This window comes from Alcanivorax quisquiliarum (genome assembly GCF_023051175.1).
Taxonomy (GTDB): Bacteria; Pseudomonadota; Gammaproteobacteria; order Pseudomonadales; family Alcanivoracaceae; genus Isoalcanivorax; species Isoalcanivorax quisquiliarum.
Window position 1 is genome coordinate 29,077 of record NZ_JALKII010000007.1, and the last position, 22,341, is coordinate 51,417.

Below are 22,341 nucleotides of genomic sequence, written 5' to 3' on the forward strand. Positions count from 1 at the left end.
CCTGTTGATTGCAAGAATCATCGTTTCCGGATCAGGCATGCGCGGCGATGCAAAAAAGTTCATCGTCGATTTCTGTGGAGGCTTTTCCGATATCCGCGAAAGCACCAATGGGTTGTCCAGAATACCGATATTTTTTGCTCCCCTCCCCCCTTGTGGGACAAGCGAGGCGCAGAACAGCCGCAGGCTGGCCCGAAGAGTGAGCGAAGCGAATAAGGGGTTGGGGGAGAGGGGGCGATGGATTTTCAGCTTTCACGATGCCAGCTACATGTTGTATTGCTTTAAATTATCTTCAGTAGAAATTTCCATAAAAAATACACAGAAGAAAGATTCCGAGCGCTAGCCAGTTTCGTTCCAGATCAGGTGCCGGGTATATATTTCCTGCCATAATCTCCCCCCTCTCCCCAACCCCTCTCCCACAAGGGGAGAGGGGCTATAAAAGGTTCATCGTCGATTTCTGTGGAGGCTTTTCCGATATCCGCGAAAGCACCAACGGGTTGTCCAAAAACCGCTCTTTTTGCTCTCCTCTTCCTTGTGGGACACGCGAAGCGCAGAACAGCTGCAGGCTGGTCCGAAGAGTGAGCCTGCGGCTATTCTGCACGGGGAGAAGGGCTAAAAAAGTGCTTGCGTGGCTGTTTCTGCTCGGCGGGCATGTTTTCCCGGTATCTCCTGTGGGCACTGCCGCATGGGGTCGGCAGCGTGTAGGCAGGATGGCGGTGCGGCCGTATTCTATTCAGCTCTTTCGTCGGTTGGACAATCTCATACGTTTCTCTGCGGCATTCTCTTACGCGCTTTGTCCGGTCTGGCTGACAGACGAACCGTCTGTGTGGCGTCAGTATCGGGGTTTGTCAGCGGCCAGGGACGGGGCGCAATGCCAAGCAGTCATGATCAGAACTTCAAGAATCTCGTGCTGGATTATCCGCGCGAGGCACGGGCGCTGTTTGCGCCGGAGCAGGCTGCTTGCCTTGACGACGGGGTGGTATTCACGCCGCTGCGGGAAGAACAGCTCAAGGACCGGCTCAGCGATCGATTTCTGGAACTGGATATCCCGCTGTTGCTGGAGTGCCCGGACGGCAGACGCGAAGCCCTGCTGTTCGTGGTGGAGCAGCATACCGACCCGGCACGATTTTCGGTTCACAAGCTGGGGCGATATTGCCTGTCACTGGCGGAGCTGCTGAAGACAGACCGAGTGGTGCCGGTGGTGGTGTTTCTGCGGCAGGCACGCAAAGTGCCTGCGCAAATCATCCTCGGCAACGAGATCCGCGACTATATAACGGTAAATTATATCCGCTGTGTATTGCCGGAGCTTGAGGGGCAGCAGTATGTGAACAGCAATAATCTGGTGGCAAGGCTCAACCTGCTGAACATGCGCTGGCCACCGGAACTGAAGCTGGCCATGTATGCCAGCGCCATCCGTGGCCTTGCCAGCCTGGAGAAGCACCCGGACAGGCGCGTCAAGTATTTTGCGTTTATCGACATTTATGCCGAGCTTACCAATAATGAGCGGACGCTTTTCGAGCAATACTACCAGGAGGAGGGCCGTGTCATGGCGGGATTTGCGGAGCGATACGAATCCATCGGCTTGGAAAAGGGCATCCGGCGCGGCATGGAGCAAGGCATGGAGGAAGGGAGCCTGCGCGCCCGGCGCGAAACAGCAGGCAACCTGATGCGCATGACCGCGCTGGACGATACAGCCATCGCCGCAGCCACAGGGCTGCCGCTGGATGAGGTGCAGCGCCTGCGGCGCGACAGTTGAGGTGTGCAGCGGGTAGCCGGTCGGCTTACCCGCCGCAGGGGCTTGTCTGTCGCAGGAGCTTATCTACCGCAGAGGCTTACCCACCACAAGCGCTTGCCCCACCGCAGATGCTCGCCCACCGCCGGTGCTCAATGCGCGAGCATTACTTTAGCCGATCGCGCAGGAACTGAACGATGGCATCGGGCGCGACCAGTGTGTTCTCGCTCTCTCGCCGGGCGCGATACTCCACGGTGTTGTCATCCAGGCCACGTTCGGCGACTACCACGCGGTGGGGAATGCCGATCAGTTCCGCGTCCGAAAGCTTCACGCCCAGCCGTTCTTTTTCGCGGTCATCATAGAGCACCTCGAAGCCCGCTTCGGTGAGCTGTCGATAGAGCTGCTCGCACAGTTCGCGCTCGCGTGGGCTTTTCTTCAGATTCACCGGAATCAGTGCGATCTGGAACGGCGCGATGGCCTCGGGCCAGATGATGCCGCGCTCATCAAAGTTCTGTTCGATGGCAGCGGCGACAACTCGTGTGACGCCAATGCCGTAACAACCCATGGGCATCGGCAGGCTCTTGCCGTTCTCATCCAGCACGGTGGCTTTCAATGCTTCGGAATACTTGGTGCCCAGCTGGAAGATGTGGCCGACTTCGATGCCACGCTTGATGGTCAGGCGCCCTTGGCCGTCCGGGCTGGGGTCGCCTTCCACTACATCGCGCAGATCGGCGGTGTCGGGCAGCGGCAGGTCGCGCTCCCAGTTGATACCGAAATAATGTTTGCCATCAATATTGGCGCCAGCGGTGAAATCGCTCATCACCGCCACGCTGCGATCGGCCAGGCAAGGAATGGGCAGATTGAGCGGGCCCAGGCTGCCGGGGCCGGCGCCGATGGCTTCCCGTATTTCCTCATTGGTGGCAAAGCGCAGCGGGGCAGCCACCTGAGGCAACTTTTCTGCCTTCAGCTCATTGAGTTCGTGATCGCCGCGCACCAGCAGCGCGATCAGGCCGCCGCCGGCTGCCTCGCTGGCGGCCACCACCAGCGTCTTCACCGTGCGCTCGATGGGCAGCTGGAACTGGCTGACCAGATCGGCAATGGTTTTGGCGCCGGGGGTGTCTTGCAGCTGAAGCGGCTTTTCAGGCGCCGCACGCTCGCCCTCGGCAATGGCTTCGGCAAGCTCCACGTTGGCGGCATAGCTGGATGAATCGGAAAAGGCGATGGCGTCTTCGCCGGATTGCGCCAGCACATGGAACTCGTGGGAGCCGGATCCACCAATGGAGCCGGTATCAGCGGCCACGGCACGATAATTCAGGCCGAGCCGATCAAAGATGCGGCAGTAGGCGTCGTACATGATCTGATAGGTGTCTTCCAGGCTGGCGTGATCCAGATGAAAGGAGTAAGCGTCCTTCATGATGAATTCACGCGAGCGCATGACACCAAAACGTGGCCGGGTTTCATCACGGAACTTGGTCTGGATCTGGTAGAAATTCATCGGCAGCTGTTTATAGCTGTGCAGCTCGTTGCGCGCCAGATCGGTGATGACTTCTTCATGGGTGGGGCCGAGGCAGAAGCCGTTGCCATGGCGATCGGTAAAGCGCAGCAGCTCCGGGCCAAAATTGCTGGCGCGACCGGATTCGTCCCAGAGGTCGATCGGTTGCGTTACCGGCATCAGCACTTCCTGAGCGCCGGCATTGTTCATTTCTTCGCGGATGATCTGCTCTACCTTTTGCAATACGCGCAGGCCGGTTGGCAGCCAGCTGTATAGACCTGACGCCAGCTTGCGGATCATGCCGGCACGCAGCATGAGCTGATGACTGATCACCACGGCGTCGGCGGGTGTTTCCTTGACGGTGGCAAGCAGATAACGGGAGGCACGCATGCACAGTTTCCTGAAGGTCGGTGAAAAACGGCCATTGTAAGCACTGGCGGGCAGTTAGCACAGTGTGCAGGCCGGGGCGGGCGGGTATCATGCGGGGCAGTTTGCAGAAGGGGAACAATGATGGCGTTGGATGCAGCAGCGGTGCAGCAGCTGATTGTGAATGGCTTGCCGGCGGCCGCCGAAACCGGGATTCAGGTGGAGCAGGCAGGTGGCGGCAAGGCGACAGTCAGGCAGCCGTTCCGCGCTTCGGCGGTGCGTCCGGGCGGAACATTGTCCGGCCCGACGATCATGGGGCTGGCGGATGCCGCCATGTATGCGGCGATCCTCGGGCAACTGGGGCGGCTGGAAATGGCCGTCACGCAGAACCTGAATATCAACTTTCTGCGTCGGCCCGCGCCGCGGGATTTGCTGGCGGAGTGCAATATCATCCGCCTCGGGCGCCGCTCGGTGGTGCTGGAGGTGTGGCTTTACAGCGAGGGGGAGGAGGAGCCGGTAGCGCATGTGACCGGCACTTACGCGCTCCCTGCCAGCGGCTAGCCATACCGCATGAGGCTGGCGCGGCTGTGCAGAAGAGCCGGCCTGTGCCTGGTGCTGCTCGCGCACGTGCCGCTGCCTTGATGTGCCGGTGGCTACCGTTCGGTACGGAAAATCAGATCGATGGCCTGTTCTTCTGCGTTTGAGCGCGTTTCGAGGCTCAGGCTGCTGGTCAGGGTGTACCGCAACATGACGGTGGAAAGAGCCTCGAACAGGCCAACGCTGTAGCGCAGGTAAAGCCGTGACGAAAGCTGCTTGCCCAGCATCAGGGCAGTGTCTTCGAATTCCCCTTCGGTATCCACGCCCACTTCCAGCCCCAGAGTCTGGCCGAGACGATCGGTGATGAATTCGCCGCGCTCGATGCCGTAGCGGGCGATGGCCTGCACGATCATGTTGGCATCGTTGTCGGAGGCGCGATTGAGCGGCCGGCCGGTGAGCAGATAGGCCATGGCTTCGGTTTCTTCCATGGCCGGCTCGGAGAACACCTGGGAGCGCGGGTCTTGCAGGGTGCCGCCGACGATCAGCCCGGCACGCACATCGTAGGCAGGGATGGTGCGCACGGCGACGATATCCAGGCCGGGGTTGTCGGGGGCGCCCTGGAAGATCAGTGTGCCGCGCTCGACACGCAAGTTCTGCCCGTAGGCGCGGTAGCGACCGTCAAGAATGCGCACTTCGCCGGTGAGCCGCGTGCTGCGCTCGGGTTTGTCTTCGATGCGGACACCACCGCCGAAGCGGGCACTGAGGCCGAAGCCTTCGAAGGTAATCAGCTCACCCAGCCGGACCGTCACTTCGGTGTCGATATCCCAGGGCGAGGTTTGCTCGATATCTTCGGAGACGATGATTTCATCGCTGGACGTGGTGACGGCCTGTTGCGGCAGCGTGTTGATCTCGAATTGCGCTTCCGGCACGAGGATATCGCCCCGGATCACCAACTGGTTGCCGCGCAGCTCGACGGTGATATCCGGGTTGATCAGCACACGGGCCTCCGGTGTCTGCACTGCCTGGAAACGCTCGCCCTGAATGGCCAGCTGCAACGGCCAGGGCTGGGGGCCACGGGTGGCCAGGGTGCCGGAGATGCCGAGCTGGCCGGGGCCGGAGCGGACAGCGCCGCTGACGTCAAGGGTGCCGTCCGGGCGGGCGCCTACCAGCAGGTTGAGATCGGTCAGGGCGAGGCCGAGATCGGGGATCTCCGTGCCACCTTGTTCCAGCCGCAACTGGCCGCTGAAAACCGGGGCGGCGATGGTGCCGCCGAGCACCAGATTGCCGCGTATCCGGCCGGTAATCTGTCGGGCCTGCGGGATAAACAATTCCAGCCAGCGCAGTTCATCGACCAGAATGTCCAGCGCGCCGTCCAGCCGGGTTTGCGGGCCGGCAAGGGCGGCACCGAGCCGGGCCTGGGCGCGGTTGTCGTCATCCAGATGCAGGGTGGCGCGTGCATCAAGGCGGGTGTTTTCCAGGGTGGCGGTGATATCCGCCCCCTGCCAGCGGATCTGATACGGATCGTCGTCGCCGCTGGCAAGCGTGAGGCTGCCGGGGCTGATGGTCAGTCGTGCGCTGCCGGCCTGCGCCTGGCCGCCACGTTGGCGGTGATATTCGGCGTGCAGGCTCAGGCTGCCGTCGATCGCGGCGGCATCGTCCGGCAGGGCGCGGGCCAGCCACGCCAGCGGCATGGTGTCGAGATCAAGCCGCGCCTGGCTGGCACCGTCGCTCTGCCATTGGCCCTCGGCACACAGCCGCCCCCCGTCGGAAACGAGGCAAGCGCGGGCCAGTTGCGCGGCGCTGGTTGATAGCGCGAGCGCGGCGGGCTGCTCCAGCTGCCATTGGCCAGCGAGTGGATTGTCGATGGCCAGGCTTTGCAGCTGGCCTTGCCAGGCGCGCAGATCGTGCAGCGCGCCTTGCACGGCGCCGGAGAGACTGCTGGAACCTGTGCTGGAGTTAGTGCTGGAAAGAGCGCTGGAGCTCGGATTGAAGAGACCGTCACCCGGCGCGCTGAGCTGCCAGTGCAGGCGGTGATCGGCCGCGCTGCCCCGGCCACGCAGCTCGGCGCTATCGAGCAGCGTCTCGGTGCCGTGTTGCAGGTCATCGAGCGTCAGGTGCAGATCAAGCTGCGCAGCCTCCTCGTTCAGCGGATCGCTGGCCCCGGCCTGAAGTGCCAGGCGGGCCAGTTGCCAAGCGCCGAAGCCCAGCGATTGGCCGTTAGCGGTCGCATCGAGCCGGGGCAGGGCGCGTGTGCCGTGCAGGCGGCCGTCCAGATGCAGTTGGCCACGCAAGCCGGGCCACAGCGCGGAGAGCTGGTTGGCGACGATATCCAGCCGAATATCCAGTGTCTCGGCGGCGCGGCCACGCAGGCTGACGCGGTTGCGGCCGGCGCGCAGTTGCAGGTCGCTCTCCAGCGCCATGGTGTCGCTCAGGGCAACGCTGCCACTGCCACCGACGGGCTGGCCGCGCAGGGTGCCGCTGAGGTGCTTAAGCTCTACTGCCAGGGCCAGCTTGCTTTCGCGCAATTGGCCCTGCGTCTGAGCGCGCAGCGCCAGCGTGCCGGGCAGCTCGGGCAGAATGAGTGAGGGATCGAACTCTTGCACGGCCAGGGCCAGATCCCAGCGCAGCAGCGGTGCCCATTCGATCTCTCCCCGTAGCTGCGCGGTGGCCTGACCGGCCTGCACGGTGGCCTCTTGCACTTGCAAGCCCTGAGTGGAGCCCTCGGCGGCCAGCGTGAAGGTCAGCGCGGGCAGGTCGGGCAATTGAGTGCCGCTGGCCAGCTGGAGCTGGTAGGCATCGGGTGAGCCGGCCACCGCCAGAGTGCCGCCCGCTACGGCCAGGGTGCGGGCAGGGTTGCTGTCTTCGGGGTTCTTGTCTTCGTTGCCTTCACTACCTGCGTTGTCTTCTCCGTCCGTGTGAGCGCTTTCCGTACCGGTGTTTTCGGTGATCGTTCCTTCAATGCCCGGCTCTTCCGTGGCAGCACCGTCAGAACCGGGCGGCAGGTGCAGCGTAAAGGGCGCCCATTGGTTGGCCAGTTCAAACCGTAGCGGTGCAGCGAACGGCGCCAGCTGGCCTTCGGTTTCCAGCGCGAGTGGCGCACGCAGGCGGTGGCGCAAGCGCAGCGTGGCGGCATCACCCTGCAAGCGGGCTTCGCCGTGGGCAGATTCGGTGGTGCCCAGCGCCTCGGCCGCCGCCGCAGGCAGCGGCGCTTGCCAGTCCAGCCAGGCATCGAGCGGGAACGGGCCAAGCAGTCCGAGCCGGCCATTGAGCGAGGCATGATAATCGCCCTGGCGTGCCAGCAATTGCTGCAGGTGCAACTGATGATCGGCGCTGGTGCTGCCCGCCAGCAGGATCTGATCCAGCCGGATCGGCGTGCCGCCGGCGGGCGTGAAGGTGAAGCCGTTGACCTCGCCAGCCGGAATGGCGATCTCCACAGGCAAGCGGATATCGGGCAGATCGGCCAGGCCGAACGGCGTGTCGTCCGCCGGGGTGGCCTCTGTTTCCGTGCCGTGCATCGTGATCGCCAATGCGTCGATTTTCAGTACCGTGGCGTTGACGCGGCGCTGTAATAGCGCAGGCCACGCCAGCGCCAGTTGCAGCCGGTCGGCTTCAATCGTCACGGCCGACAGATGGTAATGCACGCCGTACACATCCAGCCCGCGCAAAAAAGTACCTTGAACGCTGTCCATGTGCAGCTCGCCGGGCGCATAGGCTGCGGCCTGCACCAGCAGCCAGCGGCTGCCTGCTTCACGGGACATGGCGATGCCCAGCGCGAGCGGCAGGGCGATCACCAGCAGCAACACCAGGATGCCTGCCAGTATCAGCAGCCGGCGCAACCACAAGCGGATCATTGCCGCGCTCACAGGTCTGGCCCCATGCTGACGTGGATGCGGAAATTGTCGCTGTGATCCGTGGGCCGGGCTACATCAAGCCGGATCGGGCCAATGGGGGAGCGCCAGCGGATGCCGATACCGAAACCGTAGACGGGCTCGAAGCTGTCCACGGTATCAAACGCATTGCCGCCGTCGGCAAACACAGCGACGCTCCAGCTAGGCAGGAACAGATAATCGTATTCGATGCTGCCGGTGAACATGTGGCGGCCACCGATCACTTCGCCATCATCATTGATCGGGCCCAGGCTCTCGTAGGCGTAGCCACGCACGCTGGCGTCGCCGCCGGCAAAAAACCGCACCGAGGTGGGCAATTCGACCAGCTCGTCGGCTTCGGTCACGCCCAGATCGGCGCGGGTGAGAATGCGGCCACCAAGGGCCGGAAAAATCAGGCGGGCACGGCCGCGAAACTGCACAAAGGTCACGCTGGAGAGAAAGTTTTCTTCCGCAAAGCGCACCTTGCCGCCCAGATGCCAGCCGCGCCGGGGGTAGATCGGGTGATCGGAACGCGTGCGGGCCAGCTCGAAGCCGGGCATCACCAGGTCGGTGCGATCGCGCACGTCCGCCACCGTAAAATGCTCACGTTCGAATTCCAGAGAAGTAGTCGCCACCCAACCGGAATTGAGCTCGATCTGATGCGCCACACCGAGCCGGTAACGTTCACTGAAACTGGTGTCGGTGTCTTCGGTGCGATAGCCGCCGGAGAGCGAGATTTTTTCACGCGCCGGATCAATCGGGATTTCATAATTGAGGCCGGCGGTGGTGCGCACTGGCGAGGTTTCCACTTCCGCGTTATAGCGGTGGCCGGCGCGATTGACGCGGCGGTTTTCGTAACCCAGCCGCAGCCGGGGCCCCGTGTCGGTGGAAAAGCCGATCCCGGCCAGATAACCATGGCGCGGCCGCGCGGTCGTGACGGCGGTTACGTGCACGCGGCGCTCGGCGCTGTCAGGCTCGCTGCGAATGCGTACGTTGCCATAGTAGCCGCTGCTGTTGAGCGCTTGCTGCAAGCTGATCAGCTCACGGTTGTCGTACGGATCGCCCGGCAAAAACGGAATGAAGCGGGCGGCAAGATCGTCGTTGAGCACGTCCTGTTCCAGCGTCACATCACCGAACTGATAGCGCGGGCCGCTCTCCAGATGCAGCACGATGCGAGCCTGCTGACGCGGGATATCCACCTCCAGCCGGTGTGCACGCCACTGGCTCTCGAAGTAGCCGCGATCGGCTGCCAGGCGAGTCAGAGTGCCGCGCATCTGCTCGTAGAGATCATGGCGCAGCGGATCACCTGGGCGCACCAGAGGATTGCGCAGCGCATCGCGAAAAGCGGTGTCTTGCTCGGCGCTGCCGGTGACGCTGACCAGCACTTCGGTAACAGTAACGCGAGGCCCGGCGGCAACGTTCATCCGAATTGCCCAGCAGCCGTCGGCGCGGATCAGCTCGGCCTGAATTTCGGCGCTATAATAGCCCAGCGCACGCAGGGCGTTGTCAGCGGCCCGTCGCGCATTGCGCACGGTCGCCCGCTCGCGCCAGCTGGCGAGCTCGCAGGCTTCGGTGCTGATCGTCACATGGGCACGGATGTTGTCTTGCAGCTCGCCACTGACACCATTGAGCTGCAACGTCGGGCTGGCGGCGCGAGCGCTCGCGCACACGCACAGCAGGCCGAGCACCAACATGCCTCGCAGCACGACAGAGGGTGCTGCGCTGCCGCGGACTATGTGTCTGAAAAACCGAATCATGCCAAGCCCGCGAAGCCGATCATGCCCGAGTGCGTGCCCGAACCGGGGCACCGAAATGGCGTTTCCGGCTGCACCTGAAGCGCCAAGGCCATTCTAGTCATCTGAGACAAAGTATCAGCTTTTCAGTTGCGACAACGGTAAAAAATTGATTCGGCGGGCCTGCCGCGCCTTGCCGCTCACGCGCTGCCCGCCGACTTGTGCGTTGCTGGAGGCCGGGGTCTATGCGCTCGGCGCTAGCTGTCGGCAGCCGGCAGGTACAGGGCTCAAGAGCTTGCCGGATTCCGGTCGCGGGCGTAATCGCTGGGGCTGGGGCGTTTTTTAAGGCGCCGTTGCAGGGTGCGGCGGTGGATGCCCAGCACACGAGCGGCGGCCGATATATTGCCCTCATGTTCGTCCAGCACGCGCTGGATATGTTCCCATTCCAGCCGTTCCAGCGAGGGCGGCGCATCGGGAAGATCGGGCGTTTGCTGCGCCGTGTCCTGATCAAGTGCGGCGAGGATATCGGCCAGGCTGGCGGGCTTGGTCAGGTAATTATGGGCACCACGTCGCGTGGCGGCGACCGCCGAGGGAATCGAGCCATAGCCGGTCAGAATCAGCACACGGCAACGGGGAAAGCGCGCCAGGATTGGTTCGATCAGGGCCAGGCCGTTGTCGGCCCCGAGGTTCAGATCCAGCAGCGCCGCGTCCAGCTGGCTCAAGGTGGCCAGGCGTGTCAGGCCACTGGCCACGCTGTTTTCCGCATGGCACAGCCAACCGCGGCTGCCAAGCGCGCGTTGCAACTGGTCGCGTAGCGCGTCGTCGTCCTCGATGATCAGCATCTGCGGTGTGCTCACGCGGGCTCTCCCTGTGAATCCGGCGCCGGCTGTGCCCCCGATATCCGGGGCAGCTGGATGCGTGCTTGTGTCCATTGGCGCTCGAAGGTCAGCTCCAGAGTGGCGCCCAGTGCGGCGAGGCTGGTTTCCACCAGCGCCAGGCCAATGCCCAGCCCTTCCCGGCCGGGCTGGCCGGGCTGCCTCGGGCCATCGTCGCTGATCTGAATGAGCCAGCCGCTCTGGGTTTGTACGCAGGCGATATCCAATGTGCTGGCACCGGCGTCACAGGCATTGTAGCCAAGATTGGCGAGCACCCGTTGCCAGCTGCTGCTTTGCGCCAGCGCCGGGTCGGCCGGCCCTTGCCAGCGCACAGTCAGCGTCGGTGCCAGGTGGCGCAGTGTCAGCGCCACTTCTTCACACAGGGTGGACAAGCGCCGTGGTTGCGCCAGGCTGGCACTGTCCGGGGCCGTGGGCCGTAACAAGATGCTGATGCGGCGTGCCAGCTCGCCGATCTGGCGGGCATCGTTGCGGCGGCTTTCCGGAAGTGCCGGATCTTCTGCCAGGCCTTCGCTGATCAGCAGCAAGGTGGAAAGCGGGGTATTCAGTTCATGCGCCCGGTCGGCCAGCGTGGCGCCGATCTGGTACATGCGCTCGCGCTGCAAGGCGAGGGTGAGTGCGGTCCCCTGGCTGCGCTGCTCACGTTGCTGTGCTTGCCGCAGCAGTTGGCCCAGCAGTGTCAGCACCACGGCAACGGCAGCAAAGGCAAGCCACATGCCCAGCCCGTGATCGGGGTGAATCTCGTTGGTTAGTGCGTGCAGGTGCGGATGGTGATAGGGCACGTTATGCCAGTGCAAGGTCAGCCCGTAGCCGCTGATCGCCACCACGACCTGCAAGCCGGCCGCCGCGGATGGCAACGCCAGCGCGCCAATCAATACCGGCAGCAGCAGGTAGAACGCCAGCGGGTTGGCGGAGCCGCCGAGCTGGTGCAGCAGCGCAAGAAACAGCAGTTGATCGACCAGCACTTCCATGCCACACAGCCACCATTGCCAGCGCGGCGGGCGGTTGCGCGTGAGCAGGAAGACCACCGAGGGCAGCCACAGCAAGGCCAGCCACAAGCCCACCTGAAAAGTGGGCAGGGGGGAGGCGGCGTGCCAGTCTGCGACGAGATACAGCAGCGCCAGCAGCGTGACCAGGCTGCCACGCAGAAATACCAGGCGCCGCCGCCAGGTACGAGGATCTTGCCAGCTGGGGGTCATGGCCTGCTCTCTTGCCCGGAATTGGTGGCCTATTGTAGCGGTGGTGAGTGTGCTTGTGCGCCAGACGGGTGCGGCAAATTGCCCCTTCGTATAGTCGCTCGCGCAGGGTGTCGTGTGGGTCGCGCATGGCGTAGCTACATGGCGTTATCTTGGCAGCGCCCTATCCTGTTGTCAGCTAACCAGCTAACCAGCTAACCAGCTAACCAGCTAACCAGCTAACCAGCTAACCAGCTAACCAGCTAACCAGCCAGCACAGCGCTGCTAGCCGCGCATGGCGCGGCCATAAAGCACCTGGGCCATCAGCCCCGGCAGCGCCGGGTGCTGCCAATGGCGCGTGTTGTCGAGATTGAAACCGTGGCGGCGCAACAGTGCGGCGGTATCGCGCGTGAGTTCGCAGCCGCAGGCGAGTTTGCGCCATATCGGATTGATGCCCCGTTGCAGCCGATTGATGAGCGGCCGGTGGCTGGCGACGTGTTCCAGCACCAGCAGCTGGCCATCCGGGCGCAGCACTCGTGCGGCTTCTGCCGCCGCCGCTTCGGCATCGGGAATGGTGCAGAACACCAGGCAGGCGATCACGGTATCGAAGTGTGCGTCCGGGTAGGGCAGTGCTTCGGCGCCTGCCTCCACCAGCGTGAAGCGTTGTGGCTCAGGCAGGGATGCCGCCTTGCGCTGTGCTCTGGCAAGCATGGCGGGCGTGGGTTCGATGCCGTGAATTTCCGTGGCAGCGCGAGTATAGCTGCCGAAATTGGCACCAGTGCCGACGCCGAGTTCGAGCACGCGGCCCCGTGCGCCGGCCAGCAATTCGGTGCGGGTGCGCTGGAGCGGGCGCGTGGCCCAGTCCAGCAACGGGGGAAACACATGGTTCTCGTACCAGCCCACAGTGTTACTCCAATGGCGGCAAGGTGTATTGCTCCGGGTTTTCCATCATATCCATCGTCAGCGGCGGCGACAGCACGTTGGTGAGATTGTGATCGGTGACGCGGCTGAACCGGCGGCGGTGGCGCTCGAAAGCGCGGAAGCTGCGGTAATGCTGGTCGAACAGGCGCACTTCCTGCAGGCGTTTGAACGCGTACATGGTATCCAGCGCATCCATCGACCACTGCGGCGTGAAGTGCGTGGCGCGATCCAGGTATTCGTAGGCAAGTTCCAGATCTCGCTTGCGGCTCATGTAGATCAGCGCGTTGGCGTATTCATAGTTGAGAATCGGGATATCCGGCGCCATCTCGAACGCTTTTCTGAATGATTCATCTACCACGGTACTGCGGGCGCCATAGGTGATGCGACCGGTGGCGCGGCCGACGCGGCGCATGATGCCGGCATCGACACCGGCGCGGAAAGCGTGGCCCAGTGGATGATCCGGGATCAGGTCCACCACCTCTTCGGCACCGCCCTTGATCTTGCCGATATAGCGGCGAAACACGATCACCGGCACCGGTGATTCTTCGGCAATACGCCCCAGCGCGTAGGCGTACCCCAGCTTGGTGAACGCCACCAGCTCGGCAGCAATGGGATCATTCTCGGCGCGATCAAGCAGATGGAAGTTGTCACGCACCCGGTTGGCGACATCCTGCAGCATCATGTATTTCTCGGTTTGCCGCTCGCTCAGGTAAATCGCATAAAGCGTTTGCGCGAACATGGCCGGGTACAACCCCATCACACCAAGCTGAATGCCTTCCTCGCGGGCCTGTTGCAGATCCCCGCGCAGGAACAGCCGCCAGACGTGGATGTTACGGCGGCTGAATTCCTCATAGTCGCCGTTGAACGCTTCGACACCTTCGACGATTTCCGGGTAATTGGAAATCATGTATTCCAGGTATCCGGGTGAGGGGAAGGGCGCCCGGATGCCGGCCATGAGCTCGTCCCAGCGCGCTTCGATTTCTTCAGGTGTGTAGTCGAAAAAAGCGGTGTTGAAGGGCACCGATGTCCAGGGGCGTTCGAAGATACGGTCATCGACAGGGATATCTTCATAGCTCAGTTCCCCCGGCCGGACTTCATCCATTTCGTCCAGATTGCCTTCGTCGTCGAAAGCGTGAGCTGCCGCTCCAAGCCAACAGGTCAGCAATATCACAAGCCAGAATGGTCTGGCGGGAACATGGGTAACGGTCATGATCGGGCTCTTATTCTGGTTATGAGATTTGTTGTTATGTGAAACCAAAAGGCAAGTTGCCAAGACTGAACCTTGCCATAATCAGGCAGCACTTGAACAGCGGGCGGGCGGAAAAGCGCTCACAAGGCGACAGGCGAGCGGGCGGGTGGCGGGTCGAGAAACTCGGGCGAGGCGATCGGCACTGCGGATGTTGGGGCTTGCGCAGTGCCGGGCGGTGAGCAATCAGCTGCTCTGGTGCCCCAGGGCATGCAGATAGGCGGTCGCCTGGGTATGGCGGGAAATGATGTCTGCCAGCGTTCGGCCGGCCGGGTCGCGGGCTTGCAGATTGCCGCCGTTGGCAACGAAAAAGCCGATGAAGCGCTCGAAATCTTCTTCGCGCAGGCTGCGGTAGGCGCGCAGCAGTACATGGAAATCGGTATCGACGCCTGCTTCAGGCTGGGTATCCAGGAAAATCCTGATCTGGTCGTCGGTCATCGGCTCGCCGATCACCTTCTTCTTGTCTTTGCGTTCGCTCATCGTGTCCTCCTGCTCGGGGGCGTGATTATCTCCGGGGCGAGGCCGGAGTTTCAACTCTGCCCGGCGAGCCCCGCTGGCCACTGGAATGGAATCTGGTGCCGCGTGGTCAGCCCGCCGATCACAATCAGCACCCTGACCATGGCCACAAACGGGTCGGGGATGACCAGATTCAGCCGGCGAAATTCGTCCAGCAATGCGCGCAAACTGCCGACCAGCGTGCTGTCAGTGGTATGGGCACGCACCAGTGCGTCGGAGAGCTGTGCCAGGTGCGCCTCCTCCAGCCCGTGGAAGCCGGCTGCCTCGAACAGCGGTAGCAGGGGGCCGCTGCTATGGCCCAGCAGCCGTTGCAACAGCGCAGTGTAATGCCCGCGCTCGCTGGCGCTGAGTTGCTCGACTGCGCCGAAATCCAGGATCGCCAGCTCGTCGTCCGGCGTGGCAATGAAATTGCCGGGGTGCGGGTCGGCATGGAAAAGACCGAACTCCAGCACCTGCTGCAAGGTGCTTTCCTGCAACCGTGTGAGCAGCGTGGCTGCGCGCCGGGGCGAGTGCGCCAGCACATGGGAGAGGCTGTCACCCGGAATCCACTCCGTCACCAGCAGGCGTTGGCTGCATAGCGCGGGAAATGCTTTCGGCACGCGGATGCCGGCCGCGTGTGGCAGGGCGGCAAACGCAGTCAGATGATGCAGCTCCTCGGTGAAATCCAGCTCCCGCTCGGTGGTGCGGATCAGCTGTTCGGCAATCTGGCGCAGGTCGATTTCACGAAACAGCGGCGCCAGCAGCCGCGCAATCATGCGTAACGCGGCAGCATCCTGAGTGAATTCGGCCTGCACGCGTGGCAGTTGCAGCTTCACGGCAACCTCGGTGCCGTCCTTCAGGCGGGCGCGGTGCACCTGAGCGATAGATGCCGAGGCCACGGGAATAATATTGAAAGCACTGAAATGGCTGGCCCATTGCTTGCCCAGCAGCTCTTCCAGCCAAGGCTGCACGTCATCAAAGTGAGCCGCCGGCGCATCTTCGCGCAGCGCCGCGAACGCCTCGATGTACGCAGGAGGCAGCAGGTCGGGGCGGCAACTGAGAAACTGTGCAAACTTGATCCAGGCACCGCCGTTATGTCGGCACAGCGCCGCCAGCGCCTGCGCAATGTCGGCGTGCAGGGGGAGCCGCTGCTGTTCATCCTTGCTGCGCAAAAGATCGCGATGCTGCCACAGCGCTTGCTGGATATGACGGCAAGCGACCAGCACGCGGGCATAGCGCCCCCGTGCGCGCCAGAGCAGGCGTGGCGTACTGGGCACAGTCGGTGCGGTCATGGCAGACATCTGAACTCCCCGGTCAGGCCGCCCTTTATGACACAAGGGCCGGGGCATGTCCAAGCGCGCCGGCGAGCGACATATATTATCGTGCGCACTGTCGCGAGCCGTGCCGCGCAGCGGAGCCGGCACAGGTTGTCGGGCTTGGGTGGGGCATCAGGCGAGGCGGTAACGGCGGTGCTGGCCGGCACATTCGGCAGGCAAACAAAAGGCGGCCGAAGCCGCCTTTGTTCAAGGTGCGCAGGCTAATCAGCTGGCAGCCATGTCTTTCAGTTTCTTCAGCGGGCGCACTTTCACCACGATGCTGGCCGGCTTGGCCTTGAAGGTGGTTTCTTCGCCCGTGAAGGGGTTGATGCCCTTGCGCGCCTTGGTGGCGGGCTTCTTGACAGTGTTGATTTTCAGCAGGCCGGGCAGGGTGAATTGCCCTGCGCCCTTTTTGGCAACATGCGCACCGATCAGATTCGACAGCTCGTCAAAAACAGCCGTGACCTGCTTGCGGGTGAGGCCGGTGGATTCGGCGAGCGTGGCGGTGATCTGGGTTTTGCTCATCGGCTCGGTGATTGCCTTGAGCTTGCGCGGTGCGGCGGGCGCGGCGGCTTTCTTGGGTGTTGCCTTTGCAGCTACCTTGGCCGGTGCTTTCTTGGCAGCTGGTTTCGCAGCCGGTTTTTTCGCAGCAGCAGCTTTCGTTTTTGCAGCCATTGGTCTGGGTACCCCTGTCTGGTTCATCCGAGATAATTGGTATGGTTCCGTGCGAACAGTTGGCGCTGATGACGCTTGCGTGCCGCGCCGTCACCACAGCAGCTGCTGCCACTGGGCCGCTAGCCGCGTGTTCTGGGCCTTTTATATGCGAAGGTGTGCACGGCAGCAAGCAGTTTGCCCCCATTTTCAAAGGCTTTTTGATGTTTTTGCCTGTTTGAGGGCCGCTTTCGGCCGAATGGGCGGCTGTCATTGCGCCGGCATGGCTGCCGGCAGGGTGAATGGATATACTAGCCGCCTTTCCGCGCCCGGCCGTCTGGCGCCGTGGCGAGCCCGAACGATTCAGTGGAACAGACGTTATGCGAAGCCATTACTGCGGAGATTTGAGGGCTGCCCACGATGGGGAGCAGGTGACCCTGTGTGGGTGGGTTCACCGGCGCCGGGATCACGGTGGTGTGATTTTTCTGGACCTGCGCGACCGCGCCGGCCTGGTGCAAGTGGTGTTCGATCCGGATACCGAAGAAGCCTTCGCTCGTGCGGACAAGGTGCGCAATGAGTATGTGGTACAGGTGCAGGGGCGTGTGCGGCTGCGTGATGAAGCGGTGCGCAACAGCCGTATGGAAACCGGCGATATCGAAGTGCTCGGCACCGGCCTGACATTGCTCAATACCTCTGATACGCCGCCGTTCGAGCTGGATGAGCGCTCGGCAGCGGGCGAAGAAGTGCGCTTGAAGTACCGTTATCTTGATCTGCGCCGCCCGGAAGTGCTGGCCAACTTCCGCTTTCGCTCGCGCCTGACCGCAGTGGTGCGGCAAGCGCTGGAAGCGCACGGCTTCATGGATGTGGAAACGCCGATCCTGACCAAAGCCACACCGGAAGGCGCTCGGGATTATCTGGTGCCCAGCCGCACCCACCCGGGCAGCTTCTTTGCGCTGCCGCAATCGCCGCAGCTGTTCAAGCAGTTGCTGATGGTGGCCGGTTTTGATCGCTACTACCAGATTGCCAAATGCTTCCGCGACGAAGACCTGCGTGCCGACCGCCAGCCCGAGTTCACGCAAATCGATCTGGAAGCGTCATTTGTTGACGAGCAGGACATCATGTCGATCACCGAGGACGTAGTGCGTACCGTATTCCGCGAAATGCTGGATGTGACGCTGCCGGAATTCCCGCGTATGCCGTTTGCCGAGGCCATGCGCCGGTTCGGTTCCGACAAGCCCGATCTGCGTATCCCGCTGGAGCTGATCGACATCGGTGATCTGCTGGCCGGGGTGGATTTCAAGGTGTTTTCCGGCCCCGCGAACGATCCGAAAGGTCGCGTTGCCGCGCTACGGGTGCCCGCCGGCGCCGATCTCAGCCGCAAGGATATCGACGACTACACCAAATATGTGAGCATCTACGGTGCCAAAGGGCTGGCCTATATCAAGGTGAACGATCTGGCGGCCGGCCACGATGGCCTGCAATCGCCGATCCTGAAATTCCTCACCGATGAAGCCATCGCCGGCATCCTTGAGCGCACCGGCGCGCAGACCGGCGATCTGATCTTTTTCGGTGCCGATAAAGCCCGCATCGTGAACGAATCCCTCGGCGCACTGCGCATTCGTGTGGGCCATGATCGGGGCCTGGTGCAGGGCGACTGGGCGCCGCTGTGGGTAGTGGATTTCCCGATGTTCGAACAGGACGATGACGGCAGCTGGGCAGCCTTGCATCACCCGTTCACACAGCCCTCCTGTGACGCCGAGGCACTGGTGGCCGATCCGGGTGCTGCGTTGTCGCGCGCTTATGACATGGTGCTCAATGGCACCGAGCTGGGCGGTGGTTCGATCCGTATTCACGAGCCGGCCATGCAGCGTGCGGTGTTCAAGGCGCTGGGCATTGCCGATGAAGAGGCCGAGGAGAAATTCGGTTTCCTGCTGGATGCGCTGAAGTACGGTGCGCCGCCGCACGGTGGCCTGGCATTTGGCCTGGATCGGATCGTGATGCTGATGACAGGCAGTGATTCGATCCGCGATGTCATCGCCTTCCCGAAAACGCAGACCGCGGCCTGCCCGCTGACGCAGGCGCCGGCAGAGGTCGGCAATCGCCAACTGCGAGAGTTGGGAATCGCCTTGCGCAAAGACGAGCGCAAGGGCGAGTAAGCGTCAACGGCCCGCCGATGCGGGCCGTTTTTCATCAAGCATTTCAGTGACAGGAAGCAGAGGTTGTTATGGCCGGGCATAGTAAATGGGCGAACATCAAGCACCGCAAGGCAGCTCAGGATGCCAAGCGGGGCAAGATCTTCACGAAGCTGATCCGGGAAATCACCGTCGCCGCCCGGCTGGGCGGCCCGGAGCCTAACGACAATCCGCGCCTGCGAGCGGTGGTGGACAAAGCCCTCACTGCAAACATGACCCGCGACACCATTGATCGGGCGATCAAGCGCGGTGCCGGCAACGATGACACCAGCAACATGAGCGAGATCACCTATGAGGGCTACGGCCCGGCCGGTGTTGCTGTGCTGGTGGAAACCATGACAGACAACGTCAATCGCACCGTCTCCGATGTGCGCCATGCGTTTACCAAGCACGGCGGCAACCTGGGCACCAACGGCTCGGTGGCGTACCTGTTCAGCAAGCGCGGCGAGATCCTGTTCGAGCCGGGCACCGACGAAGAAGCTTTGATGGAAGCGGCGCTGGAAGCCGGCGCCGAAGATGTGCAAGTGGATGACGACGGCTCCATTACCGTGATCACGACACCGGACGGCAGCTTCGGTGAAGTGGTGGACGCGCTCAAGGCGGCGGGCTTTGCGCCGGTGGATGCAGAGGTCACCATGCACCCGAGCACCGAAGCCGAGGTGGATGGTGATACCGCCGCCACGATCATGAAGATGATCGATCACATGGAAGACCTGGATGACGTGCAGAACGTTTATACCAACGTGCGTTTTCCAGACGACTTCGAAGGGTAGGTCGGGAAGGATAAGCCAGCGGCGGGGGGTTACTGGCGGCCGTGGCTGGCCCGCAGGGACAGTTTGCGCGCATGGTGCCGGGCAGATCGGCCGCTGCCGGCACTGGCCAGCACTGGTCAGCACTGGTCAGCACTGGTCAGTATTATGGTGGCGCGCCGCAGCGCCATATTATAGTAGGCGCTCCTGCTCGCGCCTTGTGCGCGGTAACTGTTTCGCCCGCTGACGGATGTGTTCCTTGCATACTGTCCATAAGTTGAGTATCAATGCCGCATGACGCGCATCCTAGGCATTGACCCCGGCTCCCGGTTCACCGGCTATGGCCTGATCGAACAGATCGGCCAGAAGTGCCACTTTGTCGCTTGTGGCACCATCACCACGCAGGGCGAAGAGATCGCGCCCCGGCTTGGGCAGATTTTCGCACAGCTCAATGAAGTGGTGGGCAGCCACACGCCGGTGGAAGTGGGAATCGAAAAAGTCTTCATGGCCCGCAACGCCGATTCCGCCCTCAAGCTCGGGCAGGCACGCGGCGCTGCCATTGCGGCGGTCGTGCAGCATGGAATACCCGTATTTGAATACTCCGCCCGCCAGGTGAAACAGGCGCTGGTCGGCTCTGGCGGTGCGGAAAAACAGCAGGTGGCGCAAATGGTGTGTTATTTGCTGGGATTGGCGAAGGCGCCGCAGGCAGATGCTGCCGACGCCCTCGCCATCGCCATCTGCCACGCTCACATGCGCGTCAGCCTGGCTCGCATGGCCGGCGCTACCGCCATTCGCAGAAGAAGAATTCGATGATCGGAAGACTGAGAGGCATCCTGCTGGACGCTCGCCCGCCGTGGTTGCTGGTGGAAGTGGGCGGGGTAGGTTATGAAGTGGAGGCACCGATGACGGCCTTCTATCAGCAGCACGCGCCGGGCAGCGAAATTGTGCTGCACACGCATATGGTGGTGCGCGAAGATGCACAGTTGCTGTACGGTTTTGTGGATCGGTTCGAGCGCGAGCTGTTTCGGGCGCTGATCAAGGTCAACGGTGTCGGCCCGAAGACGGCCCTGGCGATTCTCTCCGGGATCGAGGCCGAGCGACTGGTGCGCTGTATTCAGGAGCAGGACACCCGTTCGCTGGTGCGCGTGCCCGGCATCGGCAAGAAAACAGCCGAGCGGCTGCTGATCGAAATGAGCGATCGCCTCGACCGGCTTGATGGTGCGCCTGCGCCGGGGCCGGGTGTGGTAGTGGCGCCGTCGGCATCGCAGCCCTTGGCCGATGCCGTTGCGGCGCTCGAAGCGCTGGGTTATCGCGGCAAGGATGCGGAGCAGGCGGTAGCGAAAATAACGGCTGGCATGGATGATGCCGAGCGCAGCGCACTGGACAGCGCCGAGTTGATTCGCAGCACATTGCGGCACCTGGCGCGCTGAAACGCTTTGCTCTTTTTTGCCCCTTGCGACTCGACGCCCATGACGCTCATGAAAGGCAGCACCCATGGACACTGAACGACTGATATCCGCCGAAGCTGGCAGCGGCGTAGAAGAGCAGCTGGATCGCGCCATCCGGCCCTCCAGTCTGGCGGATTATCGCGGCCAGCCGAAAGTCAGCCAACGCATGGAAATATTCATCGACGCTGCGCGCTTGCGTGGCGAGGCGCTGGATCACACCCTGATTTTTGGCCCGCCCGGCCTGGGCAAAACCACCTTGGCACATATTATCGCCCGCGAGATGGGCTCGGAACTGAAAAGCACCTCCGGGCCGGTGCTGGAAAAAGCTGGCGATCTGGCAGCGATCCTTACCAATCTGGAGCAGGGCGATGTGCTGTTTGTCGACGAGATTCATCGGCTCTCGCCCGTGGTGGAAGAAATTCTCTATCCGGCAATGGAAGATTACCAACTGGATATCATGATCGGCGAAGGGCCGGCGGCGCGCTCGATCAAGATTGATCTGCCGCCCTTTACGCTGGTCGGCGCCACCACCCGCGCCGGGCTGTTGACGGCACCACTGCGTGATCGCTTCGGTATTGTGCAGCGGCTGGAGTTCTATTCAGTGGAAGATCTTGCCGCCATTGTGCAACGTTCCTGCGATATTCTGGGCCTGCCAGTGGAGGCCGATGGCGCTGCCGAAGTGGCGCGCCGAGCCCGAGGCACGCCGCGGATCGCCAACCGCCTGCTGCGTCGCGTGCGTGATTATGCCGAGGTGCGTGGCGATGGGCGCATTACCGCAGAGATTGCGCGGGCGGCGCTGGATATGCTGGAGGTCGATGCGCACGGCCTCGATGGCACAGACAGGCGGCTGTTGCGCATGATGATGGAAAAATTCGACGGCGGGCCGGTGGGGCTGGATAGCCTGGCAGCAGCGCTGAACGAAGATGCCGGCACGCTGGAAGATGTGGTGGAGCCTTATCTGATCCAGCAGGGATTCATCCACCGCACGCCCCGTGGCCGGCAGATCACCCAACACACCTGGCGACACTTCGGGCTGCGCCCGCCGTCATCGCCCGGTGCCGGCGAACTGTTCGACGTTTAACACAGTTTTCAACATTATGAGCGACGCCACGCACAGATCACCGGAATTTAGCCTGCCCGTGCGGGTCTACATCGAGGATACTGATGCCGGTGGCATCGTGTATTACGTCAATTATCTGAAATTCATGGAGCGAGCGCGGACAGAATGGCTGCGCTCGCTTGGTTTTCAGCACTACGGCCTGGCGCATGACGATTTCCAGTTTGTGGTGCATTCATGCACGGTGCGCTATCTCAGGCCGGCGCGCATAGACGATGCGTTGCAAGCCACGGCACTGGCGGAGCGCGTCGGCAGAGCAGGCATCGATTTTCTGCAACAGATCTGGCGGGGCGATGAATTGTTGTGCGAAGGGCGCATCAAGGTGGCCTGTGTCACCGCCTCGACACTGCGCCCACGGGCGTTACCGGATGCGCTGCGAAAGGCCATGCAGCATGAAAGCTGACCATAACCGCCA

The 22,341-nt window shown here is 62.6% G+C and carries 19 protein-coding genes; 9 read left to right on the top strand and 10 right to left on the bottom strand.

Annotated elements, in window-relative coordinates; all coding sequences use genetic code 11:
- Positions 1 to 37 precede the first annotated feature (37 nt).
- Complete coding sequence (locus MU846_RS10710; RefSeq protein ID WP_246952561.1) at positions 38 to 340, top strand: hypothetical protein; 303 nt, start codon at positions 38 to 40, stop codon at positions 338 to 340.
- 528 nt (positions 341 to 868) lie between these two features.
- Positions 869 to 1,753, top strand: coding sequence for an RpnC/YadD family protein (locus MU846_RS10715; protein ID WP_246952563.1), 885 nt, complete (start codon positions 869 to 871; stop codon positions 1,751 to 1,753).
- Positions 1,754 to 1,895: 142 nt separating this feature from the next.
- Here the strand turns inward: MU846_RS10715 and MU846_RS10720 are convergent, their stop codons facing one another.
- A complete protein-coding gene (locus MU846_RS10720; protein ID WP_246952565.1) occupies positions 1,896 to 3,611 on the bottom strand; it encodes a proline--tRNA ligase in 1,716 nt (571 codons plus the stop codon).
- Positions 3,612 to 3,728: 117 nt separating this feature from the next.
- Between MU846_RS10720 and MU846_RS10725 the strand changes: the two genes are divergently transcribed.
- Positions 3,729 to 4,148: a PaaI family thioesterase gene (locus tag MU846_RS10725; RefSeq protein ID WP_371738881.1), complete on the top strand. Its 420-nt coding sequence runs from the start codon at positions 3,729 to 3,731 to the stop codon at positions 4,146 to 4,148.
- A 92-nt stretch (positions 4,149 to 4,240) separates the two neighbouring features.
- Here the strand turns inward: MU846_RS10725 and MU846_RS10730 are convergent, their stop codons facing one another.
- The 9 genes from MU846_RS10730 to MU846_RS10770 all read right to left on the bottom strand — a co-directional run bounded on the left by MU846_RS10730 (position 4,241) and on the right by MU846_RS10770 (position 16,444).
- Entirely contained in the window at positions 4,241 to 7,975 is a 3,735-nt protein-coding gene (locus MU846_RS10730) for a translocation/assembly module TamB domain-containing protein (RefSeq protein WP_246952567.1), read from the bottom strand.
- Between the two features lie 8 nt (positions 7,976 to 7,983).
- Positions 7,984 to 9,696: an autotransporter assembly complex protein TamA gene (locus tag MU846_RS10735; RefSeq protein WP_246952569.1), complete on the bottom strand. Its 1,713-nt coding sequence runs from the start codon at positions 9,694 to 9,696 to the stop codon at positions 7,984 to 7,986.
- A gap of 314 nt (positions 9,697 to 10,010) precedes the next feature.
- Positions 10,011 to 10,580: a response regulator transcription factor gene (locus tag MU846_RS10740; protein ID WP_246952571.1), complete on the bottom strand. Its 570-nt coding sequence runs from the start codon at positions 10,578 to 10,580 to the stop codon at positions 10,011 to 10,013.
- Positions 10,577 to 11,815 carry a sensor histidine kinase gene (locus tag MU846_RS10745; RefSeq protein WP_246952574.1) on the bottom strand — a complete coding sequence of 413 codons (1,239 nt, stop codon included), beginning with the start codon at positions 11,813 to 11,815 and terminating at the stop codon, positions 10,577 to 10,579. Before MU846_RS10745 ends, MU846_RS10740 begins: the two co-directional genes overlap by 4 nt.
- Before the next feature lie 261 nt (positions 11,816 to 12,076).
- Complete coding sequence (locus tag MU846_RS10750; RefSeq protein ID WP_246952576.1) at positions 12,077 to 12,694, bottom strand: class I SAM-dependent methyltransferase; 618 nt, start codon at positions 12,692 to 12,694, stop codon at positions 12,077 to 12,079.
- Positions 12,695 to 12,698: 4 nt separating this feature from the next.
- Positions 12,699 to 13,922 carry a hypothetical protein gene (locus tag MU846_RS10755; RefSeq protein ID WP_246952577.1) on the bottom strand — a complete coding sequence of 408 codons (1,224 nt, stop codon included), beginning with the start codon at positions 13,920 to 13,922 and terminating at the stop codon, positions 12,699 to 12,701.
- Positions 13,923 to 14,144: 222 nt separating this feature from the next.
- Positions 14,145 to 14,438, bottom strand: coding sequence for a PA4642 family protein (locus MU846_RS10760; RefSeq protein ID WP_246952579.1), 294 nt, complete (start codon positions 14,436 to 14,438; stop codon positions 14,145 to 14,147).
- A 50-nt stretch (positions 14,439 to 14,488) separates the two neighbouring features.
- Positions 14,489 to 15,745, bottom strand: coding sequence for an ABC1 kinase family protein (locus MU846_RS10765; RefSeq protein ID WP_246952581.1), 1,257 nt, complete (start codon positions 15,743 to 15,745; stop codon positions 14,489 to 14,491).
- A gap of 249 nt (positions 15,746 to 15,994) precedes the next feature.
- Complete coding sequence (locus MU846_RS10770) at positions 15,995 to 16,444, bottom strand: HU family DNA-binding protein (RefSeq protein WP_246952583.1); 450 nt, start codon at positions 16,442 to 16,444, stop codon at positions 15,995 to 15,997.
- 356 nt (positions 16,445 to 16,800) lie between these two features.
- Between MU846_RS10770 and aspS the strand changes: the two genes are divergently transcribed.
- The 6 genes from aspS (at position 16,801) to ybgC (ending at position 22,329) form a co-directional block, all read left to right on the top strand.
- Entirely contained in the window at positions 16,801 to 18,576 is a 1,776-nt protein-coding gene (gene aspS, locus MU846_RS10775) for an aspartate--tRNA ligase (RefSeq protein ID WP_246952585.1), read from the top strand.
- A gap of 68 nt (positions 18,577 to 18,644) precedes the next feature.
- Positions 18,645 to 19,385, top strand: coding sequence for a YebC/PmpR family DNA-binding transcriptional regulator (locus tag MU846_RS10780; RefSeq protein ID WP_246952587.1), 741 nt, complete (start codon positions 18,645 to 18,647; stop codon positions 19,383 to 19,385).
- A gap of 270 nt (positions 19,386 to 19,655) precedes the next feature.
- A complete protein-coding gene (ruvC, locus tag MU846_RS10785; RefSeq protein ID WP_246952589.1) occupies positions 19,656 to 20,174 on the top strand; it encodes a crossover junction endodeoxyribonuclease RuvC in 519 nt (172 codons plus the stop codon).
- Positions 20,171 to 20,791 (top strand): Holliday junction branch migration protein RuvA, encoded by a 621-nt coding sequence (gene ruvA / locus MU846_RS10790; RefSeq protein ID WP_246952591.1) that lies wholly within the window; start codon positions 20,171 to 20,173, stop codon positions 20,789 to 20,791. Before ruvC ends, ruvA begins: the two co-directional genes overlap by 4 nt.
- Before the next feature lie 64 nt (positions 20,792 to 20,855).
- Positions 20,856 to 21,890 carry a Holliday junction branch migration DNA helicase RuvB gene (gene ruvB, locus MU846_RS10795; RefSeq protein ID WP_246952593.1) on the top strand — a complete coding sequence of 345 codons (1,035 nt, stop codon included), beginning with the start codon at positions 20,856 to 20,858 and terminating at the stop codon, positions 21,888 to 21,890.
- Between the two features lie 16 nt (positions 21,891 to 21,906).
- Positions 21,907 to 22,329, top strand: coding sequence for a tol-pal system-associated acyl-CoA thioesterase (gene ybgC, locus MU846_RS10800; RefSeq protein WP_246952595.1), 423 nt, complete (start codon positions 21,907 to 21,909; stop codon positions 22,327 to 22,329).
- Positions 22,330 to 22,341 lie beyond the last annotated feature (12 nt).

Bases quoted from the DNA above. Each gene is read 5' to 3' on its own strand.
- MU846_RS10770 (WP_246952583.1), bottom strand. From the start codon at position 16,444: ATGGCTGCAAAAACGAAAGCTGCTGCTGCGAAAAAACCGGCTGCGAAA.
- MU846_RS10725 (WP_371738881.1), top strand. From the start codon at position 3,729: ATGATGGCGTTGGATGCAGCAGCGGTGCAGCAGCTGATTGTGAATGGC.
- MU846_RS10780 (WP_246952587.1), top strand. From the start codon at position 18,645: ATGGCCGGGCATAGTAAATGGGCGAACATCAAGCACCGCAAGGCAGCT.
- MU846_RS10765 (WP_246952581.1), bottom strand. From the start codon at position 15,745: ATGACCGCACCGACTGTGCCCAGTACGCCACGCCTGCTCTGGCGCGCA.
- MU846_RS10730 (WP_246952567.1), bottom strand. From the start codon at position 7,975: ATGATCCGCTTGTGGTTGCGCCGGCTGCTGATACTGGCAGGCATCCTG.
- MU846_RS10745 (WP_246952574.1), bottom strand. From the start codon at position 11,815: ATGACCCCCAGCTGGCAAGATCCTCGTACCTGGCGGCGGCGCCTGGTA.
- MU846_RS10755 (WP_246952577.1), bottom strand. From the start codon at position 13,922: ATGACCGTTACCCATGTTCCCGCCAGACCATTCTGGCTTGTGATATTG.
- ruvC (WP_246952589.1), top strand. From the start codon at position 19,656: ATGACGCGCATCCTAGGCATTGACCCCGGCTCCCGGTTCACCGGCTAT.
- ruvA (WP_246952591.1), top strand. From the start codon at position 20,171: ATGATCGGAAGACTGAGAGGCATCCTGCTGGACGCTCGCCCGCCGTGG.
- MU846_RS10760 (WP_246952579.1), bottom strand. From the start codon at position 14,438: ATGAGCGAACGCAAAGACAAGAAGAAGGTGATCGGCGAGCCGATGACC.
- MU846_RS10715 (WP_246952563.1), top strand. From the start codon at position 869: ATGCCAAGCAGTCATGATCAGAACTTCAAGAATCTCGTGCTGGATTAT.
- aspS (WP_246952585.1), top strand. From the start codon at position 16,801: ATGCGAAGCCATTACTGCGGAGATTTGAGGGCTGCCCACGATGGGGAG.
- MU846_RS10710 (WP_246952561.1), top strand. From the start codon at position 38: ATGCGCGGCGATGCAAAAAAGTTCATCGTCGATTTCTGTGGAGGCTTT.
- ybgC (WP_246952595.1), top strand. From the start codon at position 21,907: ATGAGCGACGCCACGCACAGATCACCGGAATTTAGCCTGCCCGTGCGG.
- ruvB (WP_246952593.1), top strand. From the start codon at position 20,856: ATGGACACTGAACGACTGATATCCGCCGAAGCTGGCAGCGGCGTAGAA.
- MU846_RS10720 (WP_246952565.1), bottom strand. From the start codon at position 3,611: ATGCGTGCCTCCCGTTATCTGCTTGCCACCGTCAAGGAAACACCCGCC.